Source organism: Limnohabitans sp. WS1, assembly GCF_003063265.1.
Classification (GTDB): domain Bacteria; phylum Pseudomonadota; class Gammaproteobacteria; order Burkholderiales; family Burkholderiaceae_C; genus Limnohabitans_A.
Genome location: NZ_NERU01000013.1, coordinates 104,124 through 128,264 on the forward strand (window position 1 = coordinate 104,124; position 24,141 = coordinate 128,264).

General features: G+C 53.5%; 15 protein-coding genes and 1 pseudogene. All 16 read right to left on the reverse strand.

Annotated elements, in window-relative coordinates:
- Positions 1–789: 789 nt before the first annotated feature.
- Positions 790–1,953, reverse strand: a complete 1,164-nt coding sequence (locus tag B9Z48_RS15360) for a glycosyltransferase family 1 protein (RefSeq protein ID WP_108379531.1) — start codon at positions 1,951–1,953, stop codon at positions 790–792.
- 29 nt (positions 1,954–1,982) lie between these two features.
- Complete coding sequence (locus B9Z48_RS15365; RefSeq protein WP_108379533.1) at positions 1,983–2,273, reverse strand: type II toxin-antitoxin system RelE/ParE family toxin; 291 nt, start codon at positions 2,271–2,273, stop codon at positions 1,983–1,985.
- The gene (locus B9Z48_RS15370; protein WP_108379581.1) at positions 2,261–2,551 is read right to left on the reverse strand and encodes a CopG family ribbon-helix-helix protein; all 291 of its coding nucleotides are present in this window, start codon (positions 2,549–2,551) and stop codon (positions 2,261–2,263) included. Before B9Z48_RS15370 ends, B9Z48_RS15365 begins: the two co-directional genes overlap by 13 nt.
- A 436-nt stretch (positions 2,552–2,987) precedes the next feature.
- Entirely contained in the window at positions 2,988–4,142 is a 1,155-nt protein-coding gene (locus tag B9Z48_RS15375) for a polysaccharide biosynthesis/export family protein (protein ID WP_233261152.1), read from the reverse strand.
- 79 nt (positions 4,143–4,221) lie between these two features.
- Positions 4,222–5,796, reverse strand: coding sequence for a class I SAM-dependent methyltransferase (locus B9Z48_RS15380; protein ID WP_158273290.1), 1,575 nt, complete (start codon positions 5,794–5,796; stop codon positions 4,222–4,224).
- A gap of 3 nt (positions 5,797–5,799) precedes the next feature.
- Positions 5,800–7,365 (reverse strand): glycosyltransferase family 1 protein, encoded by a 1,566-nt coding sequence (locus B9Z48_RS15385; protein ID WP_108379539.1) that lies wholly within the window; start codon positions 7,363–7,365, stop codon positions 5,800–5,802.
- Positions 7,362–9,245, reverse strand: coding sequence for a glycosyltransferase (locus tag B9Z48_RS15390; protein WP_108379541.1), 1,884 nt, complete (start codon positions 9,243–9,245; stop codon positions 7,362–7,364). Before B9Z48_RS15390 ends, B9Z48_RS15385 begins: the two co-directional genes overlap by 4 nt.
- 478 nt (positions 9,246–9,723) lie before the next feature.
- Entirely contained in the window at positions 9,724–13,434 is a 3,711-nt protein-coding gene (locus tag B9Z48_RS15395) for a glycoside hydrolase family 99-like domain-containing protein (protein ID WP_108379543.1), read from the reverse strand.
- Between the two features lie 317 nt (positions 13,435–13,751).
- Positions 13,752–14,405 (reverse strand): ABC transporter ATP-binding protein, encoded by a 654-nt coding sequence (locus B9Z48_RS15400; protein ID WP_108379545.1) that lies wholly within the window; start codon positions 14,403–14,405, stop codon positions 13,752–13,754.
- Positions 14,402–15,184 carry an ABC transporter permease gene (locus B9Z48_RS15405; protein WP_108379547.1) on the reverse strand — a complete coding sequence of 261 codons (783 nt, stop codon included), beginning with the start codon at positions 15,182–15,184 and terminating at the stop codon, positions 14,402–14,404. Before B9Z48_RS15405 ends, B9Z48_RS15400 begins: the two co-directional genes overlap by 4 nt.
- A 22-nt stretch (positions 15,185–15,206) precedes the next feature.
- Positions 15,207–16,256, reverse strand: coding sequence for a hypothetical protein (locus B9Z48_RS15410; RefSeq protein WP_233261148.1), 1,050 nt, complete (start codon positions 16,254–16,256; stop codon positions 15,207–15,209).
- A gap of 51 nt (positions 16,257–16,307) precedes the next feature.
- Positions 16,308–17,627, reverse strand: a complete 1,320-nt coding sequence (locus B9Z48_RS15415) for a capsular biosynthesis protein (protein ID WP_108379551.1) — start codon at positions 17,625–17,627, stop codon at positions 16,308–16,310.
- 1,209 nt (positions 17,628–18,836) lie between these two features.
- Positions 18,837–20,390: a capsule assembly Wzi family protein gene (locus B9Z48_RS15420; protein WP_158273291.1), complete on the reverse strand. Its 1,554-nt coding sequence runs from the start codon at positions 20,388–20,390 to the stop codon at positions 18,837–18,839.
- A 643-nt stretch (positions 20,391–21,033) separates the two neighbouring features.
- A complete protein-coding gene (locus B9Z48_RS15425) occupies positions 21,034–22,980 on the reverse strand; it encodes a nucleoside-diphosphate sugar epimerase/dehydratase (protein WP_108379555.1) in 1,947 nt (648 codons plus the stop codon).
- Positions 22,981–23,089: 109 nt separating this feature from the next.
- On the reverse strand, positions 23,090–23,356 hold the full coding sequence (locus B9Z48_RS15430; RefSeq protein WP_146186313.1) for a hypothetical protein: 267 nt from the start codon (positions 23,354–23,356) through the stop codon (positions 23,090–23,092).
- 396 nt (positions 23,357–23,752) lie between these two features.
- Positions 23,753–23,914, reverse strand: a pseudogene (locus tag B9Z48_RS21905) (transcriptional regulator); the annotation flags it as partial.
- Positions 23,915–24,141: the final 227 nt, after the last annotated feature.

Genomic DNA, 24,141 nt, shown 5'->3' on the forward strand with positions numbered 1-24,141 from the left:
TTGACTTGATGGAGCCGTTGCTGGTTTGAAAGAGGCTTCACACTGTTTCCGGCAAAAAATTAGTTTTTAAATTATGCCGGAAACAAACACCATTTAGACAAACAAATCCCCCACAGACCATTGAACCAGCCAGGCAGGATGCCCTGCATATTGCAGGAGCCCCGTCCTCGGGGCGATGGCATTTTGTGGGAGCCCCGCCCTCGGGGCGATGGGTAGTGGTCTGCGGGGCTTTTCGCGACGAGGGCGTCGCTCCTACAAGGGGACTTCCCTTGTGGGAGCCCCGCCCTCGGGGCGATGGGTGGTGGTCTGCGGGGGTTATCGCGACGAGGGCGTCGCTCCTACAAGGGGTCTTCCCTGGTGGGAGCCCAGCCCTCGGGGCGACGGGTAGTGGTCTGCGAGGCTTTTCGCGACGAGGGCGTCGCTCCTACAAGGGGACTTCCCTTGTGGGAGCCCCGCCCTCGGGGCGATGGGTCGTGGTCTGCGAGGCTTTTCGCGACGAGGGCGTCGCTCCTACAAGGGGACTTCCCTTGTGGGAGCCCCGCCCTCGGGGCGATGGGTCGTGGTCTGCGAGGCTTTTCGCGACGAGGGCGTCGCTCCTACAAGGGGACTTCCCTTGTGGGAGCCCCGCCCTCGGGGCGATGGGTCGTGGTCTGCGAGGCTTATCGCGACGGGGGCGTCGCTCCTACAAGGGGACTTCCCTTGTGGGAGCCCCGCCCTCGGGGCGATGGGTGGTGGTCTGCGAGGCTTTTCGCGACGGGGGCGTCGCTCCTACGGGGGGGATGCCTAACATCATCCATTCGAATCCATGGCCAAGATGTCCAACAAGCGTTGCACCTGCTCAAAGTGCTGGTCCCAGGTGGGCAACTGCAGGTTGGACATGCGCTGCAACTGCGCTTGTCTGCGTGGGCTGTTGGCCAAGGCATAACTTTCGATGACCTGCAGCCAACCCAAGCCATCCAGGGGGCTCAGGTACTCGGGCACATCGCCTGCAATTTCACGAAACACCGGCAAGGCGCTGGCCAGCACCGGCGTGCCAGCTTGCAAAGCTTCGGCCAAAGGCATGCCATAGCCTTCGGTGAAGGATGGAAACAGCAGCGCCTGCGCGTGTCGCAAATAACGCGACAACTCGGTATCCGGGCAATCAGGCACCTCGTGCACAAACCCGCGCAAGGCCTCGCAACGCTCCAGCAGATCAACCACGTTTTCGCACTCCCAACCGCGCTGACCAATCACCACCAAATGGGGGGCATGGGGACCCCACCGGGCCACCAACTCGCGCCAAAGCGTCAACAGCAACACATGATTTTTGCGGGGCTCAATCGTGCCCAGCACCACAAAATAAGGCCGTTCCAAAGGCCGTGTCGTGCACACAGCGTCAGGCAAAGCGGCCGGCGCCAACAGCGCCACCGTGGCAGGCGGCATGGGCAAAGCCTGCTGCCGTGCAAAGGCCATCAAGCTGTCCAGCGTGGCTTGCGAGTTGGCCACCACCCCTGCCCCGCTTTGCAGCGCCAAGCGCATGCGCTGAACATGCGCTGCCGTCTCGCCTGGGCGGCAATACTCGGGGTGCGTGATCGGAATCAAGTCATGCACAAAGAACACCGGCTTCTGATGCGTTTGGCACAGCCACGACGCCAAACCCGGGCGGTCCCAATCTGAATGCCCCAAATAAAAAGCCACCTGGCCTGTTGCATCTTGCGAAGGCCAAGGCGGCACAAAGGCCCGCGCCATCCATCGCCCGAGTTGCCACGAAAAATCAGCGGGTGGATTCTGCACCAAAGCAAACAAAGCCTGCGACTCGGCCTGCGGCACCAAGCGCCGCCAAGTGCCCTTTTGCAGCACCGCCTGCGCTTGGCGGCCCCAGTGCGCGACATAAGCCAGAATCACCCGGTCCACCCCGGTGGGCAAACGCCCTTGCCCGGCACGGCCCAGCAGGCGACTGATGTCAATCAGCACAAACGCGCCTCAGCAAACATGATGGAAGATCAAAAACCCGCTTCTTTCTGATGTCGCACCGCCAGAATGATCACGTACTGCACATCCAAACGGTATCTGGCTACGTAGCCACTGTCGCCGAAATCGATGATCCAGTCACGGAACTCATCGTTCATGTCCTGAGCGGGCCTGCCCATGCCTGGCTGTAAAGAAAGCACTTTCACTTCTTGACGAATGGCCTTAATGGCCCGTTTTGCCGCATCCTGATTCCTAAGGGCCAAAAATCGATAGAGCCTCTGCACATCGAGCAGGGCCTGGGGCGACCAAATCAGCTGCGGCATACTGGCGGATCAACGTCGTTGCCCTGCTCCAACTGAGCCAACCAGGCATCCGCTTGGTCAGCCGGCGCATGCTGATTGTTGGCGCGAAAGGTCTCCCACGCCTGAAGGGCATCCTGACGAAACGCTTCTCGCTTCTCTTCACGGTCCACGTACTGTTGGATCGCCTCACGCATCAACCAGTGAGGCGTACGCTGGCGCGCATCAGCTAACCGCTTGACACGGGCTCTGGTGACTTCGTCTATCTTGATCGCAATGGGTCGAGCGGCTAGAACAGACATGCGCGTCTCCAAAAAAAGTATGTATGGGTAATACCTAACGATACCACCCCCGAACAACGTCAGCAAGCCATGCCACCCCATCATCGAAAAGAACGGTGCCATCCAAGAACTGCCGAGCCAAGTGCGATATAAAAAATATACAAATTTATGGGTATATGAGCCTAATTCTCTTGGTATCTGACCTCAACTTCCCAAGCGTTTTCGCGGCGGGGGCGCCGCTCCTACAGGAAGGTGGCGCGAAATTGGCGAATGCCCTACAGTTTGCTGGAGCCCTCATTTTTGTGGGATCCCCGCAGTTTTTGGGAGCCCCGCAGTTTGTGGGAGCCCCGCCCTCGGGGCGATGGGTGGTGGTCTGCGAGGCATTTCGCGGCGGGGGCGCCGATCCTACAAAAACGTTCTTGCAAACGTCATTGGGCCGGATCAACAGGCTCAGCCATCAATTGGTCACCGCCCGCAGGGTCAAAATCGGCCCGGCCACCGAACCCACAATGTTCAGAAACTTCTGCAGCTCGGCTGCTGGCGCATTGGACACGTACACCACATCTTTGTGGCGCATGGGAAAGTCCTGAGCTACAAAAAACATGGCCGGGTCCTTCAGGTCCACCCGGTATACCACCGGCAGCTTGCCCTGTGCCTGTCCAGCCGCTATAGCGCCCGTGGCCGACAAGGCCGCTGCGTCTTCAAATCGGAACACAAACACCCCCCGTGCATCGGCCCGGGCGTCCTGCAAACCACCCAAGCGGCCAAGGGCCTGGGCCAGTGTGATGCCCTGCGACTCAAAATTCAGTTCTTCATTGCGCCCCGTGGCACCCAGCGCCGTGAGGCTGAAAGGCTGGTGCACCGCAGTGACCACATCGCCCGGGTGCAGGGCAATGTTCTGCAAGGGGTCGGCAATGATGGTGTCCAGCGGCAAGGACAGCACCTGGCTGCCCCGCGTGATCTGCAGCGACATCTTGGCCACCGGCTGACGCACCCCACCCGCTGCCGCCAGCGCATCCAGCAGACGCTCGCCCTTGGCAGTGAGCGGCATGCGCAGGCTCTGCGCCACCTCGCCCACCACTGTCACATTGCTGGTGGCGTTGCGCGTCACGCGCACCATCACCTGCGGCTGGTTGGCCTTGCCCTTGAGTCGCTGGGTGATGTCGGCCTCGATGTCTTGAGGCAAACGCCCCGCCGCTGGCACAGCACCGGCAAAAGGCACATTGATCGTGCCCGCTGCGTTCACCATCTGCTCGGGAAAGGCCGTCAGCCGCGCCGCCGAAGAACCGGCCCTCGGGTCCAACACCGCAGTGCCAAACAGGCTGGCCGGAGGGGCTTCCCACACCGACACCTCCAGCACATCGCCCGCACCCACCACGAGGCCCGGGCTGCGGGTCTGACCCCAGCTTTCAGAAAACAGCGCACGGCGCTGGCTGGCCTTGACCTGACGGGCTACTAACTCAGTGACGTCCACTACCTTAATGGCGTTTGCTCGACCATCGGCCTGAATCTTTGCAACAGAGTTGACCTGCTCGGTACTAGGACCGGCAGATGAGAGCCAACCTGATTGGGTGCCGCAGCCCGTGAGCAGGCCAAAACAGAGGGCAGACACCAACGTGGCAGATTGACGTGGATAGAACTGAAAACGCATTGCAAAAAACAAAACTAACTCCTGATAAACCATATATTGATCATGCGTCCACACCTGCGGTTTTGCGGGAAAACAAGTCCCGCCAGAATGCCTTGAGCGGGTGGGCAGACCGCCACGCGAGGCGAACACGCTCTGCCTCTAGTTCTTCCCTCAGCTCAGCAACGCATGCTTCATAGGTTTGCTTAGCATCCCAATACGCTGCATTAATTTGTATAAAACTTGTTTTAAGAGCAATGAACTCGCCATGCAGACTCTCATACTGACGCTGTGCTTGCTCTGCTTGCTTGGCTTGTTCGTTTTTTAAGAAAGCTATTTGCACTGCGTGCTCTGCTTGCCCACCTACCAACTTGCTTTGGCTTGCCTCAAAAGAGCCTGCCAATTCAAGGCTCTGGGCCATTAACAACTCACTCAGTTTGTCAGTCAGCTCAGCCCTCATGCCAACCAGGTTCAGCTCTAGTTTGTCCAATCGCTGCACCTCACGATCTTCTTGCTCAACGCTCATCTGAGTCAACTGGTCGAATCGTGCGGCATGTTGCAAATGCCAAAACTCCAGCTGCTTTTGGCTAGCCTCGATAGCTTGGGTCAAAGCGTCCCCGTTATCTGCAACGAATTCGGCTATCCCTGCCAAGACAGCGGCCTGCTCCCTCCCCCAGACTTTTGCCTCTTGCAAAGCAGCCAACGCAGCCCTATCAGCAGTAGGGTGTCGCCCCTCTGATTTACCATTACCCAAGTAATGCGCGAACGCGTTAACCCCAGCAGCAGCAACATCCGGATAGTTGCTCAAATAGAAATCTTCATCAAAAAGCAAGGGCTCCGCATTAAGCGGCGCTGCTAAATCAGGCATGCATTGCAGCGGTGCCACCAGATCCTGCCCATCAAGGCCTAGTGGGCCAACATCTACAAAAGCCTCTTGCCCACGTACTATTCGTGGCCCAAGTGTATTGTTCGGTGCAGCAGCCTTGCGGACCACACAAATAGAGTTTAAAAACTCTACTGAATGAATCTGGGCTAGCAGATCTTCTGAAAACTCTGCGATGTCCTGTTTTGAAAACTCCGTCAACAACTCGCGCCGACTCATTGGAAGGCCCCAAGATTGATGGTTCACGATGTCACAAAGGGACTTGAAAAAATGGATAGATGAAAGGGGATTGTGGAGCCCACCCTGATAATTCTGCCAATAGCTGCAATGCAAGTCTTCAACGATGTAAAGGCCACCTTCAGACAGACGTTCAAAATACAAAGCGAACGACTTAACGATATCGCTCGCTGTATGAGAACCGTCATCGATGATGATGTCGAAAGTCGCGGAAATACTCAATATTTGGTCTCTTGTCTCAACCGTACTCGCATCGCCCACCACCACATGCACGCGGCTGTCCGCGTAAGTCAAATTGCGGCAACCCTCGTCGATATCACAGCCCACCAGTACACGGGCTTGCGCAAAATAATCACTCCAGACCTCTAGCGAGCCGCCATTCTGAACGCCGATTTCAAGAAGGCAAATCGGTTGATCGCGATAAGGTTCAAACAGCCGAGCGTACTCGCGCACATACAAACTCCATTTGTCGGTGGTCTTGCCAGTGTGCGTTTCAATAAGTTGCTCAAGAAGGGACATCATCTATCGCCGTTGGGTTACAGTTGCCGCTCTTTGATGGCTAGTGACTCGGTCGAGCAGCGCAGCCCACTGCGGAAGCAAAGCATCCATCGTGTAGCACGGTGTCACTGTTGAGGCGTGTTTGTGCAACTCAACTTGGAGCAAATTTGCATCTGGGCCGTAGAGTAGTTCTTCAAGTCGAGCCGTCAATCCTTCAACCGAATAAGGGTCAAAGTACAACGCAGCATCGGCATAAACCTCGCGGTGCACGGCAATGTCTGACGCGACCACCACTCCCCCGCTGCACATGGCCTCTACACCCGAGAAGTCAAAACCCTCAGCCAGGCTTGGGCACACCGTTGCTGCAGCATGTTTGTACAAGGCACGCAAGTCTGCAGCCGGCACGCCGCTCAACACAAAGACCGAGCCCTGGTCTATGAACGGCCGCATCTCGCGCAAGATGGCGGCATTGCCCCAGCCCGCGCTGCCCACCAGTACCAGCTTGAGTTGCGTGTCATTTTTTAACCGCAATGCATGCCAAGCAGCCAAGAGACAAAGGTGATTTTTGCGAGGCTCCAGGGTTGAGACCATCAACAGGTATTTGAAAGAATGTGGGGCCGATCCCAGCAAATGCTGTCTATAAAAATCTTCCTGCTCCCCCAAACCCTTGAATGCAGGACTGGCACCGGCCAGTTGAGTATTGATACGGACGCGAATAATGTCAGGGACAACTGAGGGCAATGAAGCCTCATCAAAATAATGCTCAGATACCATGTTGTGAATGGTCACAGCTCTGTCTGCGACGTCGGGAAAGACCTTCAACAGGTCTTGCCGCGTCGCCTCAGACACGCAGGCAAAGTAAGCGCCAGATTCCACATTGCACCGAAGGGCATGCAAATGAGCTGCACGGTGCCGCGCCATGTTGGAAAAGGCATGCGGCATCAAAAGGGGAAACGCATCGTGGTATCGCACCACCAGGGCGGTGCCGGGTGTAGGCCTGCCCGGGTATGGTGTTTGCGCTAAGAACACATCTGCTCCCGTTGTATCGATCAGCGGATACATCGCGCGTTTGCGCCACTTCAACACATTCAGCCCGGCAGACTGAAGTGTGTTCCACGGAATTGAGCAGACACGAAAAACACCCTGAGTGACCTGTTTGAAGTCCTTGACCAACAGAGTCTTGGAAAACAAGGATTGCCACAAAAAAGACTCAAAACCCCGAGAAGCAAACCACGAAGTCCGGACAGCCACGCGACGTGGGAACAGCACAGACTTGAGCGCCAGCCAAAAAGCGATTCGGCGGCGTTTTAAAAACAGATCCATCGCCGCCCATCTGTTAGCCGACGGCTTGTCAGCCATGGAGACAACGACCTGACCAACCCGATCGATCCTTGCGTCCTCCGACACGGGTTCTGCACCAGAGCCGGTGGATAAAAACGCCAAGGAAGCCTGCAGCAGACCCTCAACCTGCACCCGGTTAAGCGTGGAAAGGGCCAAAAACAACAAGCGCGTTTCTTGCGGGATACCTGCAAAACCGTCCAGCGCGGGTCGCATTTCCATCAGAACACGAATCTCCTGCTCAGCTTTCATTCGGGAGCAAGCTGAACATCAGCCACAGCAAACGGCGCAACCCTGGGTGGCCAGGCCAAGCCAAAGTCTTCATCCTCAAGAGTCAAGTTGGGGTTGTAAGCTGGGTCATTGAGCAGCAGGTCACCCCAACGCTGCTTCATGTAAGCCACCTCGCGGGCAGACCGTGCCTGTTTCTCGGGTGTGTTGTCAAAACCCCTGCTTACCGACTCGTGGTGGTACAGCTCGGCATAAGGGGTCCAGATGTTGCGGTACCCCGCCTCTAGCAAGCGCAAGCAAAAATCAACATCGTTGCAAGCAACAGCCAACGCTTCATCAAGACCGCCAACTTTGTCATAAACCTCCCTACGAACCACTAGGCAAGCGCCAGTGACCGCAGAGAAATCTTGGATCAAAGCGGCTCGACCGCAATAGCCCACATTGCCCTTCGGCAAATAACGGTGCACATGCCCAGCGATACCGTGAATGCCTAACACCAAACCCGCGTGCTGCAAGGTGTCGTCGATGTACCAAAGTCGTGCACCCACTGCGCCCACCTCGTGCCGCACGGCATGACTCACCATTTCAGACAACCAGTCAGGGGTTATCACCTCAACATCATCATTGACCAGCCCAATCACGTCCCCCCGCGCCAGCTTAACCGCAGCATTGTTAAGCGCCGAATAATTAAAGGGGCGCGGATCACGCAATACGCGTATTTTTGGATTGGCGGAAAGAGAATCTAGGTAACGTAGCGTAGCTCGCTCCTCAGATCCATTGTCAACAATGATAATCTCGTAAGCTGAATAACTTGTCTTGGCCAGTATAGAATCAACGGATTTTTGAAGCAGTTTGCCGCCGTTGCGTGTAGGAATAATCAAACTCACCAAAGGAAGCTGAATTGGTAAGGCATAGCGAACACGGTAACCGTAGCCCACATATTGAGCTTTGGCTTGAATGGCAAGACGCGCAAAATGATCATTTAAAGCACGCTCGCCTGCTAGCATGGCGTAAGGCTTGGCGTCTGTAGAATGCGCGGTACTTCCTGCATGAATACGCCAGTGATACAGCACACGAGGTATATGAACGATCTGAACAGGCCGAATCTTCTCTATGCAGCGCAAAGCAAGGTCATAGTCTTGTGCACCTTCAAGGCCCAATCGAAAACCGCCAACCGATCGAACTAAATCTGAGCGATAAGCACTCAGATGTGAAAAAATATTCTGTGAGAGAAAAAGGTCGGGGTTCCAATCAGGTTTGAAGTAGGGGTCAGAACGAGCCCCGCCTTCATCAATTTTATCGACATCAGAATACACAAGGGCACAATCAGAGGAGACATTAATAGCATCATCTACATGCGAGAGCGCAGTTTTTTCAAGTAAATCATCGTGATCGAGCAATATAATCCATTTACCGCACGCCGCGGCCAAACCCTGGTTCGATGCCGCAGAGATATGTCGGTTCTCAGGATAAGATTGGACCTTAATTCTTGAATCTTTGTGGGCATATGCCAGCAGCAAGCGTTGAATATCAACATCGCCGGAGCCATCATCTACAATGATAAGTTCCCAATTCTTAAATTCTTGATTGAGCACTGACTCAATTGCTTGAGAAATTAAATCAAAAGACGGCTTAAAAGTTGGCATAATTACAGAAAATTGAGGCGAATTTTCAATATTCTTATCTACCTTCGTAGGCAGGTCCGAAGACATTTCATGTGAAAATGCATTCAACCACACAGAATATGAAAAAAGATGTGTTCCCACAGAGAATAACGCATCGTAATCATTCCAAACTTGTTCTTCAGTAGTTTCGGTTTTGAAAAAATTATTTTTTACAACGCTCATTACTTTTGATCGATAAAGAGGATGAAGTACATTTAGCTTTTTCAGCATTCGGCTCATAGCAAACTTTCTCGACACTCTTATCAATTTAAATGCCAGTACAGATACATCCGACTTATTAGAATCCCGAGATAACAGCAAAGAGCCACCTGTTTTCAACCGAACAAGTCGCTTGGATCTGAAATTTTTATGTACATCGATAGCAAAAGATCCCAAATGATGACCTGTTAAATCGACAGCGACCAATACCACCCTGGTCCGCGGACTAGCGCAGATAAGTTCCAACTCCAACATGTACCAGCCTGATCCTACGTAGGGTAAGGAAGCCATTGCGACTCCTTCCACACTACCAACCCGGTTTACTAATTTAGGAATGACAGAGATCAGATCATTAATACCCCATGAATATCTGAAAACACCACGAAGAAACTGAAAAAGGTTAGTAATCATAAGGAACGATAAGCGCAAGGCTACCTAGGTAGCGCCACACCCATAAATAATTAATCACCTATGGATGCTCCGCTCCATTCTATACCAGTCAATCTTTTGCCTCTTTTAAGCATGGAAATACAAGCAATTCTGTAGGGTAATGTCCATACCCCTTCACCAATTCTCTTACCTCCTCTATTAAATGTTCAGAATAAATGGAAATTTTTTTCTTAATGAATGGTGAACCGAGAGCAATCATGCTAACTGGATCACTATACGCAGTATTAAATTCTGAAATGTGTGTATTTCGCCCTTGGATAATTCCCGCCTCATTAATGTAGCACCCGGACTTGAAGCCTGCCCGCTGCAAAATACCGGTCAATTGAGTTTCGTAAAGTGCAATAACATCAAGAATATCCGATACGTCGATCACAGAAGACCAGAATGCCTTGAATTCACTGGAAGCCACGACCTTACGATCAAATACCATGAAATAGCTCTGCAAATGCGCTGGGATATGATGATCTTTCAGCCCGACGGCCTCTGCTCGTGTCGACTCAGGACTTTCGGGGAAGTCTGTGACCGCCCAGAAATTCGCACCTGATTTCTGCATGGTTGTAAACATAGGCTCCATAGGTAATATTGGACCAAAGCAACTATTGTTTGCCAAAATAACTTCGTCATAAGTCGTTACTCTTTCTAAACCCACAAAGTTAATTGCATCGCGCCAAGCACCAAAATCGAAACCCACGTTCTTACGCGACACCACCTCGCACGCTAGTAATGCAACCTTCTGAAGTTGGGTTGCGCTTAAATCACCGTTAGAGATGAATACCACATCTTCAGAGAGTTTCTTAAGCTGATTCAGATAATACATATCTGAATCGCTGATGGTGCAATTCGCATCATGGTGCACGAAGAAACTCAGTCGCTTTTTCTTAGGAGGTGACTCAACGGCGGGTTGTACCGCAAGAAATTCCTTAGTAGAAAACATGCGGCTCACTGCAACGTACTTCCAAACTCGTTCAATCGTATGAGCCATAGTTTTTCCAACTTGACCAACTTCTGGTTCAAAGTGGTCGTATGACCATTTTCGGTCAAACAATGGCTTGATCGCTGAAGTACGGGCCCAGAACATATTCCCCGCAGGAAAATCTGGCCTACCCGGCAAACAGTTATCAATGCCAACGGACTTAAGAAGACGATGGCATTCCAACTCGAGTCCACCCCAATCCGCATAGGGTGCGATCAGCGGATAGTTTTGCGGGAACATCAGGCCCAACTTTGGATCATTAGAGAACTGTTCAAAAATACCAGCGACGATCTCACTGCTACCCAAAAGGTTATCAAAAAGATAATGGCGCCACTGGTCACCCCAATTTACAGTTGTCGATTTTTTGGAGTGGAAGTGCCCGATAAAGTCGTAAGAACCGATTTTATCGCCCAACTCAACCATAAGAGGTCCAATATCACGACCAATATTGGGCGTTCTTATAACTGATAGATTTTTTTGGCGTCCACCAGCTTTGAATAGCTTTGAAAAGTTTTCAACCTTCGATTTGGTATCCGTAGTGATAAATAGATCATAGCAATGAGGAATCTGATTGATGTATTCCATAACCTCTAAGGCAACATCCTCAAAGTAGAGATGTGCATGCACAGCAATCTTCCCAGGACTATTCGTGGCGTGATAAGCAGGTTGAATCACAGAACACGCCCCCTTAAACGGCAGATCAAACAAGGCCTTAGAGGTTGTATTGATACTAGCGTAACCACTCTTCAAATCAGGCTCTAAATAGGTACCCTCGGCCCATTCATTCCAAGCGTTAATAAATATAAAGCGCTCCTCCTTTTTAAAGTTTTCGCGGGTGTAATTGATCGTATGTGCAAGCCAATCGTAATAAACCTGTAACGCGAAGCCGTACCAAACCGACCAACCTTTTTTGCGTCTAGCGGAGTTATCCCAGCCCAGCATTACCGATCGATAAAATTTTAACGTGGGATTATCAGTACGCTCGGTTCCTTGCTTAATGTCATCAACTAAATGCTGATAGTCGAAAAAATGTCCGTTCGTTTCAAAACCCATCTTCTTCTGATCTATTTCATACTGTACAACATGCGGTGGAAACTCCACAACGGCATCAACTGCATCAGAAAGTGATTTGACTGCGGTATCCTCAAAGTTGGTTCGATTGCACCAGATGAGAATTTCCCCTCCGATATTTTCACGCCACCAACTCCTCCAGACCTGAAAGACCAGCTTTACGCGAGGGATGACCTGCGGCTTATAAACCATGATCACCGGTTTACCGTCAACGCAGATGTAGCGTGAATCCTTAACGTATATGCTAATATCACTAATAAACTTAACGGGATCATCAGGAAGGTATTTTTGTTCCAGTAGAATATCACTTTCTTGCCCGTCCCAGGTCTTTGTCCAGTTTTCGTTCGCCCAGCAAAGCATAAACTTGATGTCGATGTCCTTGTTTTCAATAAGTAGATCAACGGGTTTTTCAAGTATTCTGTCGCCTGAAAACCAATAATGATAGAAACAAAACCCATATATTCCATGGGCATTGGCAAGGGCTGCTTGCTTCCGCAATGTTTCCACATCGGAAAGGTCGTAATACCCGATATCTTCGTGCGGCTCACGGGGCTGGTAATGGCCCGGAAAATTAGCTTTTGATGACTTGGTATTGGTCCACTCAGTGAATCCCTCACCCCACCAACGATCATTTTGTTCACAGCGGTGAAACTGGGGTAGAAAAAATGCTATTGCCTTTATATCGGTTGTCAGATTTTTGAAGTTCTGTTCGGTCTGATATTCTGATGCATACGCAACTGGAAAATCCTTGGTGCGTGATACGTACTTCAAATTATCTCTGGAGTTGTAGGCCGGGCGACGACCTTCCGCACGACCGTACTTGCTGTAATGTTCATAGGGGTCAATATTCATACTGGCGACATCTTTATACTGTGCAAGATACCAAGCACGATCGAAAGCCGGATAGTTTCCTTTCTCCCTACCCTTGTTCAAGTAATGCTCGTATGCATCGCCCTCTAAGCTCTCGCCGTATTGCTTGATATACCAACGTACGTCAAAAGCGGGATGTCGCCCTTCAGATTTTCCATTCGATAAAAAATGTTCATACGGGTCAATTCCAGCATCTCTAACATCCTGGTATTCAGTGATATACCATTCTGCATCGAATGCAGGATGACATCCGATTTCGGATCCATACTTTAAGTAGTGTTCATATGGAGATAGACCTTTCAAATTAATTTCGGGATACTGAGTAACGTACCACTCCGAATCAAAATAACTTGGTACCTCATGGTGTATCGGTATCTGGACCTTGGTATCAGGTTCTTGCACTATACCAGTCTCCGATTTCACGGATATTGTCCTCCCCCCCTCGCTATGGGCTGCGAAGCCGTGTTGAATCGAACTATGCAATTCAGCAAATTCAACTTCGATTTTTCGATTGAGAATAAAGATTGCCTCATCGATTTTTTCTAATCTTGAGTTTACATCATTTTTATAGTTTATTCTCAACTTTATTATGTTACCAATCAATGGAATTTTAATGAGTTTATGATAAAACAATGCTTTTCCAATTCCTCCAATTTTGGCATTAAATTTTTTCCCCTCCTTACTAAATCGCAACTGTGCCAAAATCTCCATCTTGGATACCCCTTTTTTGAGACGTTGATAATAATATATCATCCCATCTGCGTCAGGCTCTCTTCCCAATAATTGAAGGTAAGCAATTCGGATAAATTGATTTCCCTCTTGTGCAATTATTTGTTGAATATTCATATTTTCCTAATCAGTAGAAGATCTCGGCATGGGACAAAGCAAAACCTGCTTCATGCTTTCGGATAATTTAAGTCTTATACCAACAGGCCACACAATTGATATGCTGGGTTGCCTGCCAGACTTATTAAGTATTAAGAATTGGCTACATATCTGAATTTGTCCAGATTGATAACGGGGTATGTTGACTGGGTCAACCAGTCTATGAATATGTTGGTGCCAATAAAGCCGGCACCCACCTGTGAAGAGAATCTTCAGATTTTTTTCAGGAATCAATGTTAGACAAGGAATGGACAAAGACGTGTTTGGAATCCATATCTCTATCTAGGACTTCCTTCGTAAACGGATAGTGCTGCTTCTACTTCGTTGAAATTGACAAGTCGCCCAGAGTCGAGAATGGCAGCTCGTTGGCAATGGTTTCGGATGTATTCAGCGCTGTGCGAAACGATGATCATGGCGCGATCGCTGCGCTTTTCAAATAGCTCAACGCGGCACTTTTCATGAAAGCGGTTGTCACCCACAGCGATGATTTCATCGATCAAAAAGCAGTCAAATTCAACAGCGAGGGAGATGGCAAAAGCCAAACGTGCACGCATGCCCGACGAATATTTTTTTACAGGTTCTTTGAGGTAGTTGCCGAGTTCCGAAAATTCTTCAACAAATGCAATGGCGGGACTGATCGGTGCGCCATAAACACGGCAAATAAAGCGAAGGTTATCGATGCCGCTCAAGCTACCCTGAAAAGCCCCGCCAAAAGCCAGCGGCCAAGAGATGCTCATTTCACGTTGGATATGTCCACTGGTAGGTAATTCGGCTCCGCTGATGAGTCTGATAAGAGTAGATTTACCGGCGCCATTACGCCCCAGGACGCCGACTTTTTCACCTTTAGCCACTTGCAGGTTGATGCCGTCAAGTACTTTTCTTGGGCCTTGCCGGGTGTGATAAGTCTTGCTGACAGCGTCAAGCGTGATCATTCGGGCTCAACCCTTCTGCCTGTTTCCCTAAGCATGGCCAAGCCGATGAGGGTGAGAACAGCATTGCAGAGAATCAGAAAAACAGGATCTTCGTAGGTTCGAACCGTGTTGCCAAAGTAGCCGTGTCGAATCATTTCGGTGGCATGAACCATGGGTAACCACAAAAGGTATTCCTGGGCAACCTTGGGCATCCAGTCAACCAAAAAGGCTGCACCCGAAAGTGGAAAAAGTAAGTAGGTGAAGATATGCCAGACCCGCTCTACGAATTCCCCTCTTTCTGATGCTGCGCCAACAACAAAGCTCAATGCCACCGAAAACCAAGCGAGCAGAAACCAACCGATTCCAGCGATGAGTACGTCATTGGGCAGTTCCATCCAGCCCAAAGCACTGAAGATTATGGTCAACACCATCATTGACATGGTGGCACCGGCGATCTCAAGAATCAGGCGTGCGGCGAGTACGTCAAGCACACGTACATTGCGGTGGTACATCAGGCTGAGGTTGACTTCTACCGCCTTAACAACACGATTGGTGCAGTTGCGCCAGAGCAAGATAGACGAATAGCCGGTAACGGCAAATGCTGTAATGGGCAGGCTACTACCGTGTGTTGCCTTAATTAAGGTCCAAAGCGTGGTGACACCCAATGTGAATAGCATCGGCTCTAAAATTAGCCAGAGAAAGCCAATGTTGTGGCGACCAAATCGAGTGATGATTTCGCGCATGATGAGTGCGCCAATCACCCTGAGCTGAATAGCAAAAGATCGACTGAGCGGTGTCATTGTCTGTCGCATAGCCCAATTCTCAGTCTTTGTGCTCTCGCACGCCGGCCAACAAAATGCTGGCGATTCCCCAGGCAACCAGGCCCAGTAAGAATACCGACAGCACGCCCCTCAAACGCCTGGGCTCCATGGCTTTGTCGGGCAGGCTGGGGGCCACGATGCGCTCCAGATACACCTGTTTGCGCTGGGCTTCGTTGCGGGCTTGTTCCAGCGACACCATAGCGCTCGCCAGTTGCTTGTCGGCAAACTCGCGCTCCAGCGCAAGGCGCTGGAAGTCGGCGGCTTTGTTGGCCAGTGAGCGTTCACCGCCGGTGACTTTGCTGGTTTCGTTGACCATCTCGGCCCGCAGCGTGTTGACGCGCAGCTGCAAGGATTCGATTTGCGGGTTTTGCGGCGTGAAGGTCTTAAGCTGAGCCAACTGGGTGGTGGTGGCAATGATCTCGTCTTGCAGTTTGGCCACTTGCTGCAGCTGCACAGTGGCCTGGCGCTCAGGATCTACCACGCCTTTGGCGTTGCGATAGTTGGACAGCGCGAGAGCTGCTGCTTTGGCCTGGGCCTGGGCCTGGGCCACTTCGGCAGCGGCAAAACGGATCAGATCTTGTCGGCCACGCTCATTCAGGCGGTTGACCAAGGCTTCACTCAGTTCAAGCAATTTGCCGTTGATGCTCTGGGCATCTTGCGCGGTATAGGCGTGCACGCGCAGGGTGGAGATGGACGAGGCGCTGTCGTGCTGCAGCTCTACCTTCTTTTGGTAATAGCGGTGCAAGGCTTCAAAACTGGTATCAAAACCTGTGCTCAGGTCCAGCCCACCAAAGCGGCTGAAGATGTCCACAGTGCTGGCCCCGTAGGCTTTGCCAACGTCAAGCGTGGCATTGATCTCTTTGAGTGCGTCGCGCGAGAGCGCGTAGTCGTGCACCGTGTAACTGTCATCTTGCGAACGTGAAAAACCTGCACCTTTTAGGATGGAGCCCAGGGCTGACATGGATTGACGCTCTGGGCTTCGCACCACAAAGCGGCTCTCAGAGGTGTAAACGTCTGACGCTGTTAGGCCGAAATACAGAACGGCCAGCATAGTAGGAGCTACCACTGTGGCTAAGAACAATCGATTTTTTAAAAGGGTCATTTACACACGGTCATATGAGTCGTAAAAGCAATCGCCGTCGGCTTGGGCTTGGGCTGGGGTTTGAGCTGGATGTGGTGCTGGGTCTCGAGCAAGCACCTCATGCCAGCGCAAAGGCTCGGCACGCAGCGCATAAACGCTGGCGGGTACTTGGGTGAGGTTTTTCATTTGCGCCAAAAACTTTTGGGTTTCTGCCAGGCAAGCGGGGCGGCCTTGTGTCCAAAACTGGTCCAGCTCGCCTGTGAAGCTCAGCTGCGGTTGTTTGTAAAGGGCTTGGCCCAACACCATGAGCGGTGCACCCCGCTCCAGTGCTTGAAGGCCCACCGTGCTGTTGATGAGCACGACGCCAGCCGAGTGCTGAGCCAAATCGGGCGTGTCACCTTCGACCATGTGGTGCACGCGGTGCGCCATGCCCAGCTCTTGCGCCAAACCAGCAATGAGTTCGCCATGCCCGGGGCCACCCCGCACATGTGGGTGCTGCCTGAACACCAGCAAGCTGTGCGCCGGGGCGTGCTGCGCAAAAGACTCCATGACGCGAATCACAAATTCGGCGTTGTTGGCAAAGTCGCTGTGGTGAACGATTTGCGCATCACCATCGTGCTGCAAAGGCACAAAGAAATAGGGACGGCTGGCTTTGTGGGCAAAAAGATGCCGTTGCAGTCGATGACTGGGGTGCAAGTGCGTGAGCTTGCGCAGCCACGAGCGAATCCAATAGTGGGCGTAGAAACGCGGGTCGCTGATGCGGTGGTGTTGGTAAAGCTCGAATTCGTGTCGCGCTTGCCACATGGCTTGGTAATGCAGGCTGGCCTGCCAGGCCATTTTTTGAAAATGGCTTGGCGAGATGTCGGGCACGATCGAGCCCGCTTGACCCAGGGGTGCCCATTGGTAACGCTCCAGCGTTTGCGAAAAACCATTCACACCGCCCAGTTCCATGGTGATGAAACCGGGGCGAAAGTACCCCTCTTCCAGCACCACCACGTCAATGCCCTGGCTTTTGCACAACTCAATAGCGGCATGGTGATATTTGCGCGACTGGCCAAACAAAACCACACAGTCAACTTGGTGTGTGTGCAACAGTTGCCCAAAAAAAGCCGGCCAGTCGTGCAGTGCTTGCTTGAACGCTATAGGTTCGAGCACTTGGCTGTCGTGCAGGTCTCCCCCCTGAAAAGCCACGCGCCGCACTTGTGCACCTTGCTGCATGAGCCAAGTGGCCAAACGATCAAAAAAAGCCCCCACCGGCCCTTGCAAAAGCAAAACACTCCGGGCGCAGTTCAAGCGCAACAAGGCGGGATTGCAGCCTGAGCTGACTTTCTCAAATTTCATGAATGGTCAATGACGACTTCAAAGCTTGATCTAAATTGAACAAAGACCAAAAAAATGGGGCAAGTGCCCCGCAGGTGATGATGTTCAAAATATGAAATAGAATTATTTAATTAATTTATTTAATTTAAAGCTACCGCACAAATTTAATGCCAAAAACACGAAATTTGATAAAATTACAAATAAGAATTGTATCTTTGAATCAAATCTTTCTTTATTGAAAAGCTTGTTTTTGTCATTGCATATTCATTTCAAATGATTGAAACGAAAAGCAAGAACCGGCGTCAACAACCCTGACCAGACCCAGTCATCTTTTAGAGGGATTGCCGATTGAGATGGCGCGTTTTTCGCCCGCTGGGCTGGCTTTATTGATTCGGCCCGATGAAGTTGCAAAAACGCTTTTTTGTGTAAGCGACGCCCTCGTCGCGATCAAGCCTCGCAGACCACCCACCATCGCCCCGAGGGCGGGGCCCCTACAAAATGCAGGGCAATCCCCCGTAGGAGCGACGCCCTCGTCGCGATCAAGCCTCACAGACCACCCACCATCGCCCCGAGGGCGCGGCACCCACAAAATGCTGGGCGCTTCCCTTGTAGGAGCGACGCCCTCGTCGCGATCAAGCCTCGCAGACCACCCACCATCGCCCCGAGGGCGGGGCCCCTACAAAATGCAGGGCATTCCCCCCGTAGGAGCGACGCCCTCGTCGCGATCAAGCCTCGCAGACCACCCACCATCGCCCCGAGGGCGGGGCTCCTACAAAATGCAGGGCAATCCCCCGTAGGAGCGACGCCCTCGTCGCGATCAAGCCTCACAGACCACCAAGAATCGCCCCGAGGGCGGGGCTCCTACAAAATGCAGGGCAATCCCCCGTAGGAGCGACGCCCTCGTCGCGATCAAGCCTCGCAGACCACCCACCATCGCCCCGAGGGCGGGGCTCCTACAAAATGCGGGGCACCCCCGTAGGAGCGACGCCCTCGTCGCGATCAAGCCTCGCAGACCACCCACCATCGCCCCGAGGGCGGGGCTCCTACAAAATGCAGGGCACTCCCCCGTAGGAGCGACGCCCTCGTCGCGATCAAGCCTCGCAAACCACCCACCATCGCCCCGGGGGCGGGGCTCCTACAAAATGCAGGGCACTCCCCCCGTAGACGCGAGTTGCCGGTCGTGTTGACGCTTGCCCTGTAAGCGATGGCTTGTGGCCATGTAGGCCAAGCTCAAAAGCTCACATCCACCATCACACTGGCCCGCAGGTTTTTGCGCACAGCACTGCCTTGCACAGCGCTGCGTGACCAATGCGTGTAGGCCAGTTCTGGCGTCAAACTCAAGGATTTAAAGGCCAAGGTTTGCGCTGCATTGAACGCCCACATGCCCCCATGCGGTGCTGTGACGCGCGGGTCATAGGCACCCATGCTGGTCTGAATTCGTCCGGCATGGATTTTGAAAACACGCAAATTTTCTGCATCCATCCAGCCCAAGGTCATCACCTTCGAGCCCGAGCCCTGTGAGCTACCCACCCAACGCGCCCCCTGGGTGTAGCCCTGCGTGTAAACCCCGTTCACATAGCCCGGAAACGGTGACTTGCTGTCCCACGGCAGGCTGTAGACGTTGGTATTGGCCCACTCGGCAAACACACGGTAGCGACCCTGACCGAACGAACTTTCGACGCCCCACAAACTCATGAACTTGTAAGGCAGCGGCAGCTTGCCCGCCGCGTCTTCACCCATCCACTGCGTGTAAGCCGCACAACTGCCCAGCCACTCGCCCCATGCCTTGGGGCACGACAAACGCAAGTCATAGCCTGCGATCTGGCCACTGCTGTCCACAAACGAATCAGTGGCGTTTTTGTTCAGCTCTTGCCCAAAGAAAGCCTTCACAAAATTGGACGCGCCACTCGGACGCCCCGCCCCGCCCGTTTGCAAACCCCGGCTGAATCCCAACTCTAGCCAAGGCTGTGGCTTCATGGTCAAGCGCATGCCCGAAAACAAAAAACCACTGGGCTGCTGGCTGACCACCTGCGGGTCTTGCGCCTTGGCCACAAACACATCCAGATTCCAAGGCCCCATCCAGCTCAACCAAGCACTGTCCGACGCCGCCACGCTGCCACGCTGCAAACCCACCCCCGTCCAAGACGGGTTGTTGTGCCCATTGACCAAACTGCTCTGCCAGCCCGGCCCCCACCAATGCCGTTGGCTAAAAGCCTGCACATTCCAACCCTCAACACCCACAACCGCCGCACTGCCATCCGGGCGAAGCTGCACATGCCCCTCGGTGCCATGGCCACTGAATCGGGTTTGCAATGAATTCGGGCTCAGCTCGGCGCGGCCGCCCACACGCACCGCCGCCGTGACCCCATCGGCAGCCTGGCCCCAGCGCCACTCTTCAGACTCCAGCTGCACACTGCTGCCCGGCGTGTAGTTGTCGTCAAACCCATGAAGTGCCTCAACCCGCGACCTGGCCTGTGCCCGCAAACGCCAGCCCTCTTGCCGATCGCGCAACTCGCGCAGCACCTCCTCCCGCGCCCACGCCACCTGTTGCGCAATGGCATCCGGCTGCTGGCGCGGCAAGCGGGTCAAAGCCTGCTCAACGGCCGCTGTGGGCAAGGGCCAATGGCTGGTGGTCAACTGCAAACCCGCATGGTCCGACAACCACTGCAAGTGGTGACGCGCCTGCCAACTCGGGGAATAAGGAGCACTGGCAGGCACTTGGGCCATGGCGGGCAGGGTCAACCACAGCGCCGCCGCCATCACTGAAAACTTGTCAATGCACATGCTAAAATTTAATATTACAAAAGTAACATTTATTTTAAACATGAATACATTGGACAACGTATTCAAAGCAAGGATCAGCCGCTAAAGCATGACGGTCGCCGTGTCAGGCCCGGCAGCCTTGACACCCGAGCCCTGTGCATGTCGGGGCAGAAATTTCAACAGGAGGACGCGTGAAACTGTTTCGCTTATTTCAAAAAAACCCGTCCTCCAAGACCCAAGACATCAGCTGCTGCGAGCTGACGCAGTTTGACTGCAACCAAGGCCGCAACTGCCCCCTGCGGCAAAAGCCCCAGCGTCTCCACGCGTCAAGCCCTACACCCCCAAGCCCAGCCACCCGTGCAGCGCCGTGTGCCACAGCAGCAATAGACGGCGGACCATCGAATACGCCTGCCAAGGGGTGACATCGCCGCTTCTCAAAGCATGAAGCTTTCTTTGTGGGAGCGGCGCCCTCGCCGCGATAGAGCCTCGTAGACCACCACCCATCGCCCCGAGGGCGGGGCTCCCACAAAGCCCCCATCGTTGATCACTGTCCCCAAGGCAAGCCTTCCACTTCAAACTTCTCAGGGCCGGATCAATAACTGGTGCCAGAAACGACAAAAGGGCCCTGAGGCCCTTTTGTCGTGTTCAACATCAACGTCGTGATTCACACCATCGACAACTTCTCATTTTCCATCCACACCCAATCGACCACATCGCCTTCGGGCTGGTAGCCGGGCACCAGGTATTTCAATTGCTTGCGAATGTGCGGCACGTCGTTCACATCCAGCGCCAAGCTCAAGGCCTGCAGCTTGTCGTGCAAGTCCTCCAACAGCAAAAACTCCTCGTGCGCTTTCATGATGCGCGGGTGGTGCGTGGGCAAAGGGTTATCGCCAATCAAAAGCTCTTCGTACAGCTTCTCTCCGGGGCGCAAACCTTTGACGTGGATCTCGATGTCACCGCTGGGGTGCTCTTCGTCCTTCACGGTCAGGCCCGACAGCACCACCATGCGCCGTGCCAAATCCATGATCTTGACCGGTTGCCCCATGTCCAGCACATACACGTCGCCGCCACTGGCCATGGCACCCGCCTGAATCACCAACTGCGCCGCCTCGGGGATGGTCATGAAATACCGCGTCACATCGGCATGCGTCAGTGTGATGGGGCCGCCCGACTGGATCTGCTGGCGAAACAAAGGCACTACCGAGCCCGATGAACCCAGCACATTGCCAAAACGCACCATGCTAAAGCGCGTGTGCCCGCCCTTGCGCTTGACGTTTTCTGCATTGGCTTGCAGCACCATCTCGGCCAAGCGCTTGCTGGCCCCCATCACATTGGTGGGCCTGACCGCCTTGTCGGTGCTCACCAACACAAAATCGGCCACCCCATACATGGCCGACTGAGACGCCACCGTGTGCGTGCCAAACACATTGTTGCGAATGCCCTCGGCCGGGTTGTGCTCCACCAGCGGCACATGCTTGTAAGCCGCTGCGTGGTACACCGTCTCGGGCTTCCAGGTGCTCAAAATCTCGCCCATGCGCACCGGATCGCGCACACTGGCCAGCAGCGGAATCACATCCACATCGCTTGCCAACTCATCATGGACCAAGCGCTCCAACTCTTGGTGGATCGCATACAAGGAATACTCGCTCAACTCCACCAGCAGCAACTTGCGCGGTGCGCAGCGCAAAATTTGCCGGCACAACTCCGAGCCAATCGATCCACCCGCTCCCGTCACCATGACCGTCTTGCCCGTCACCGTCTTGGCCATCATCAAGGGGTTGGGGGCCACTGGGTCACGGCCCAGCAAGTCCTCCAGGTCCAGCTCTTTCAGGTCGGACTCTTTGACTCGGCCTTCGACCAAGTCATACAAAGGCGGCAAAGTGCGCACATTCAGGTGGTGCTCGCCCAGCAGCGCCAAGATCTCGTTGCGCCGCTCACGGCCTGCCGACGGAATGGCCAGCAAAACCAAAGACACCCCCTTGTGCGAAATCAGTCGCTGCAAATCGCTCACCCCATGAATGCGAATGCCATTGAGCACCTGCCCATGCAGACGGTCATCATCGTCCAAATAGCCCACCACTCGCATGTCCTTGCTGGCGGCCAAGCCCGCTGCCAACTGGCGACCCGCCGAGCCCGCGCCATAAATCAACACCTGCGCCGTGCCCTTGCCCGAGATCATCTCGCGGTACATACCGCCCAGCCAATAACGCACCGCCGAACGACTCAAAGCCACCAACAGCAACAACAGCATCGGCTGCATCACCCCCACCGAACGAGGCACACCCGGCAAACCGATCACGCTGTAAACGGTGCCAAACAGCAAGGCATACCAGCCCACCGAACGACCCATCGCAAAAATCGCGTTCAAGCCCGCATACCGAAAGATGGCCCGGTACAGACCAAATTTCACAAACAAAGGGATGGCCAAACCCACAGACAAAAGCAGCGCATGCCAAGGCAACTCGGACAGCGACAACATCTGCTCCAAGCGCAAGCTCATGCTCAGCCACAGCGCAAACACGCACAAAAGCACATCCAAAGCCACGGCCACGGCCCTTTTGAACGGACGCGGCCAAGCCAACAGCCAATTGGGGAGTTTATTGATCAACATAGGAATTCAAGAAAGTCGGCGGCCAGAGCACCGACAAAGAAGATCGCGAGGAGCGAACTTAAGAAACCGTCATCGCGAGGCTTGAGCCATTCGGCCCATGCGTTGCGTGTCACGCCGCGCTTGGCTTGTCCAGATGGGTGCGGGTCTGCTTTGGATTCATGTGACGTGAATCTTGGTCAGCCATGGCGACGTGGTAACCCAGCTCATCAGCGTAAGCGCGACAAGGAAACCCAAAACCACTCAAGCGGTCATCACCCACCTGCCCAAGCTTGCGTTCTGCGTGTGCTGGATCGACCACCAACATGCCCCGCGCCGACAACAAAGCGGCCAACTCGGGCAAAGATTTGAAAGGTTTGGGTGGAAGCAGCGTGGCCATCAAGCCCGCTTTGCGAACCGCGCCCGCTCAGCTCGGCTTTTGCTTGCACGCCCTCAGCAAAGACTCCCGGTCTGGAAACATCTTTTGAGCGTACTCAGCAATCGACTTCTTACCTTGGCGCAGCGAATCAATCTCGGCTTGCGTTAACGGATCTGAAACCAGCAAGTTATCGGGCTTGGCGGGCGGCAAGGGCGTCAGATTTGAATCCGAAATTTTCTGTGAACTCATCTTCAAAACGCTCCTCGAACTTCTGCACCCAAGCCAACTTGTCCAGGGTCCATGGACAAGGGACAAGGGACAAGGGACAAAACAATCGGGATCTGACCCCAATTTATGGTTTCAGGCGACTTGAAGCAACAGATTTTTGCCACAAGCCTTGACATACTTGCGCACCGTTCAGATCGATGGTGAATGCTTACCCGTGGCAAGCGACCGCTCTAAACGCACGACCGCAGGGGCTTGTGTTCCCATGCGCTCGGCAACTTCTGCCTGCGTGAGTCCGGCATCGTGCCGCGCCTTCAAAAGCGCATCCAACAGAACGGACTCTTCGCGGTCAATTCAAAACGACAATACGTTTTCCAATTTGGGGGCAGAAAAACACACGCGCAATTCCCTCGGCCCCCTTCGGTCGCATCCCACTGCGCCATCACGACCTATTGGGATCTGACCCCCATGGCACTACCTTAAGCAAACTGTGCCCGGATCTGCTGGCGAGCCAGCGCGCGTGGGATCGTCAATAAAGGCAGCGGCTTGGGTCTTCTCTTTTTGGCGCGTGGCTCAATTCG

Excerpts from the sequence above, each read along its gene's own strand:
- B9Z48_RS15430 (WP_146186313.1), bottom strand. The coding sequence starts at position 23,356 with ATGGCCACGCTGCTTCCACCCAAACCTTTCAAATCTTTGCCCGAGTTG.
- B9Z48_RS15365 (WP_108379533.1), bottom strand. The coding sequence starts at position 2,273 with ATGCCGCAGCTGATTTGGTCGCCCCAGGCCCTGCTCGATGTGCAGAGG.
- B9Z48_RS15380 (WP_158273290.1), bottom strand. The coding sequence starts at position 5,796 with ATGTCCCTTCTTGAGCAACTTATTGAAACGCACACTGGCAAGACCACC.
- B9Z48_RS15415 (WP_108379551.1), bottom strand. The coding sequence starts at position 17,627 with ATGAAATTTGAGAAAGTCAGCTCAGGCTGCAATCCCGCCTTGTTGCGC.
- B9Z48_RS15420 (WP_158273291.1), bottom strand. The coding sequence starts at position 20,390 with ATGTGCATTGACAAGTTTTCAGTGATGGCGGCGGCGCTGTGGTTGACC.
- B9Z48_RS15425 (WP_108379555.1), bottom strand. The coding sequence starts at position 22,980 with ATGTTGATCAATAAACTCCCCAATTGGCTGTTGGCTTGGCCGCGTCCG.
- B9Z48_RS15400 (WP_108379545.1), bottom strand. The coding sequence starts at position 14,405 with ATGATCACGCTTGACGCTGTCAGCAAGACTTATCACACCCGGCAAGGC.
- B9Z48_RS15390 (WP_108379541.1), bottom strand. The coding sequence starts at position 9,245 with ATGAGCCGAATGCTGAAAAAGCTAAATGTACTTCATCCTCTTTATCGA.
- B9Z48_RS15405 (WP_108379547.1), bottom strand. The coding sequence starts at position 15,184 with ATGACACCGCTCAGTCGATCTTTTGCTATTCAGCTCAGGGTGATTGGC.
- B9Z48_RS15395 (WP_108379543.1), bottom strand. The coding sequence starts at position 13,434 with ATGAATATTCAACAAATAATTGCACAAGAGGGAAATCAATTTATCCGA.
- B9Z48_RS15410 (WP_233261148.1), bottom strand. The coding sequence starts at position 16,256 with ATGCTGGCCGTTCTGTATTTCGGCCTAACAGCGTCAGACGTTTACACC.
- B9Z48_RS15370 (WP_108379581.1), bottom strand. The coding sequence starts at position 2,551 with ATGTCTGTTCTAGCCGCTCGACCCATTGCGATCAAGATAGACGAAGTC.
- B9Z48_RS15385 (WP_108379539.1), bottom strand. The coding sequence starts at position 7,365 with ATGAAAGCTGAGCAGGAGATTCGTGTTCTGATGGAAATGCGACCCGCG.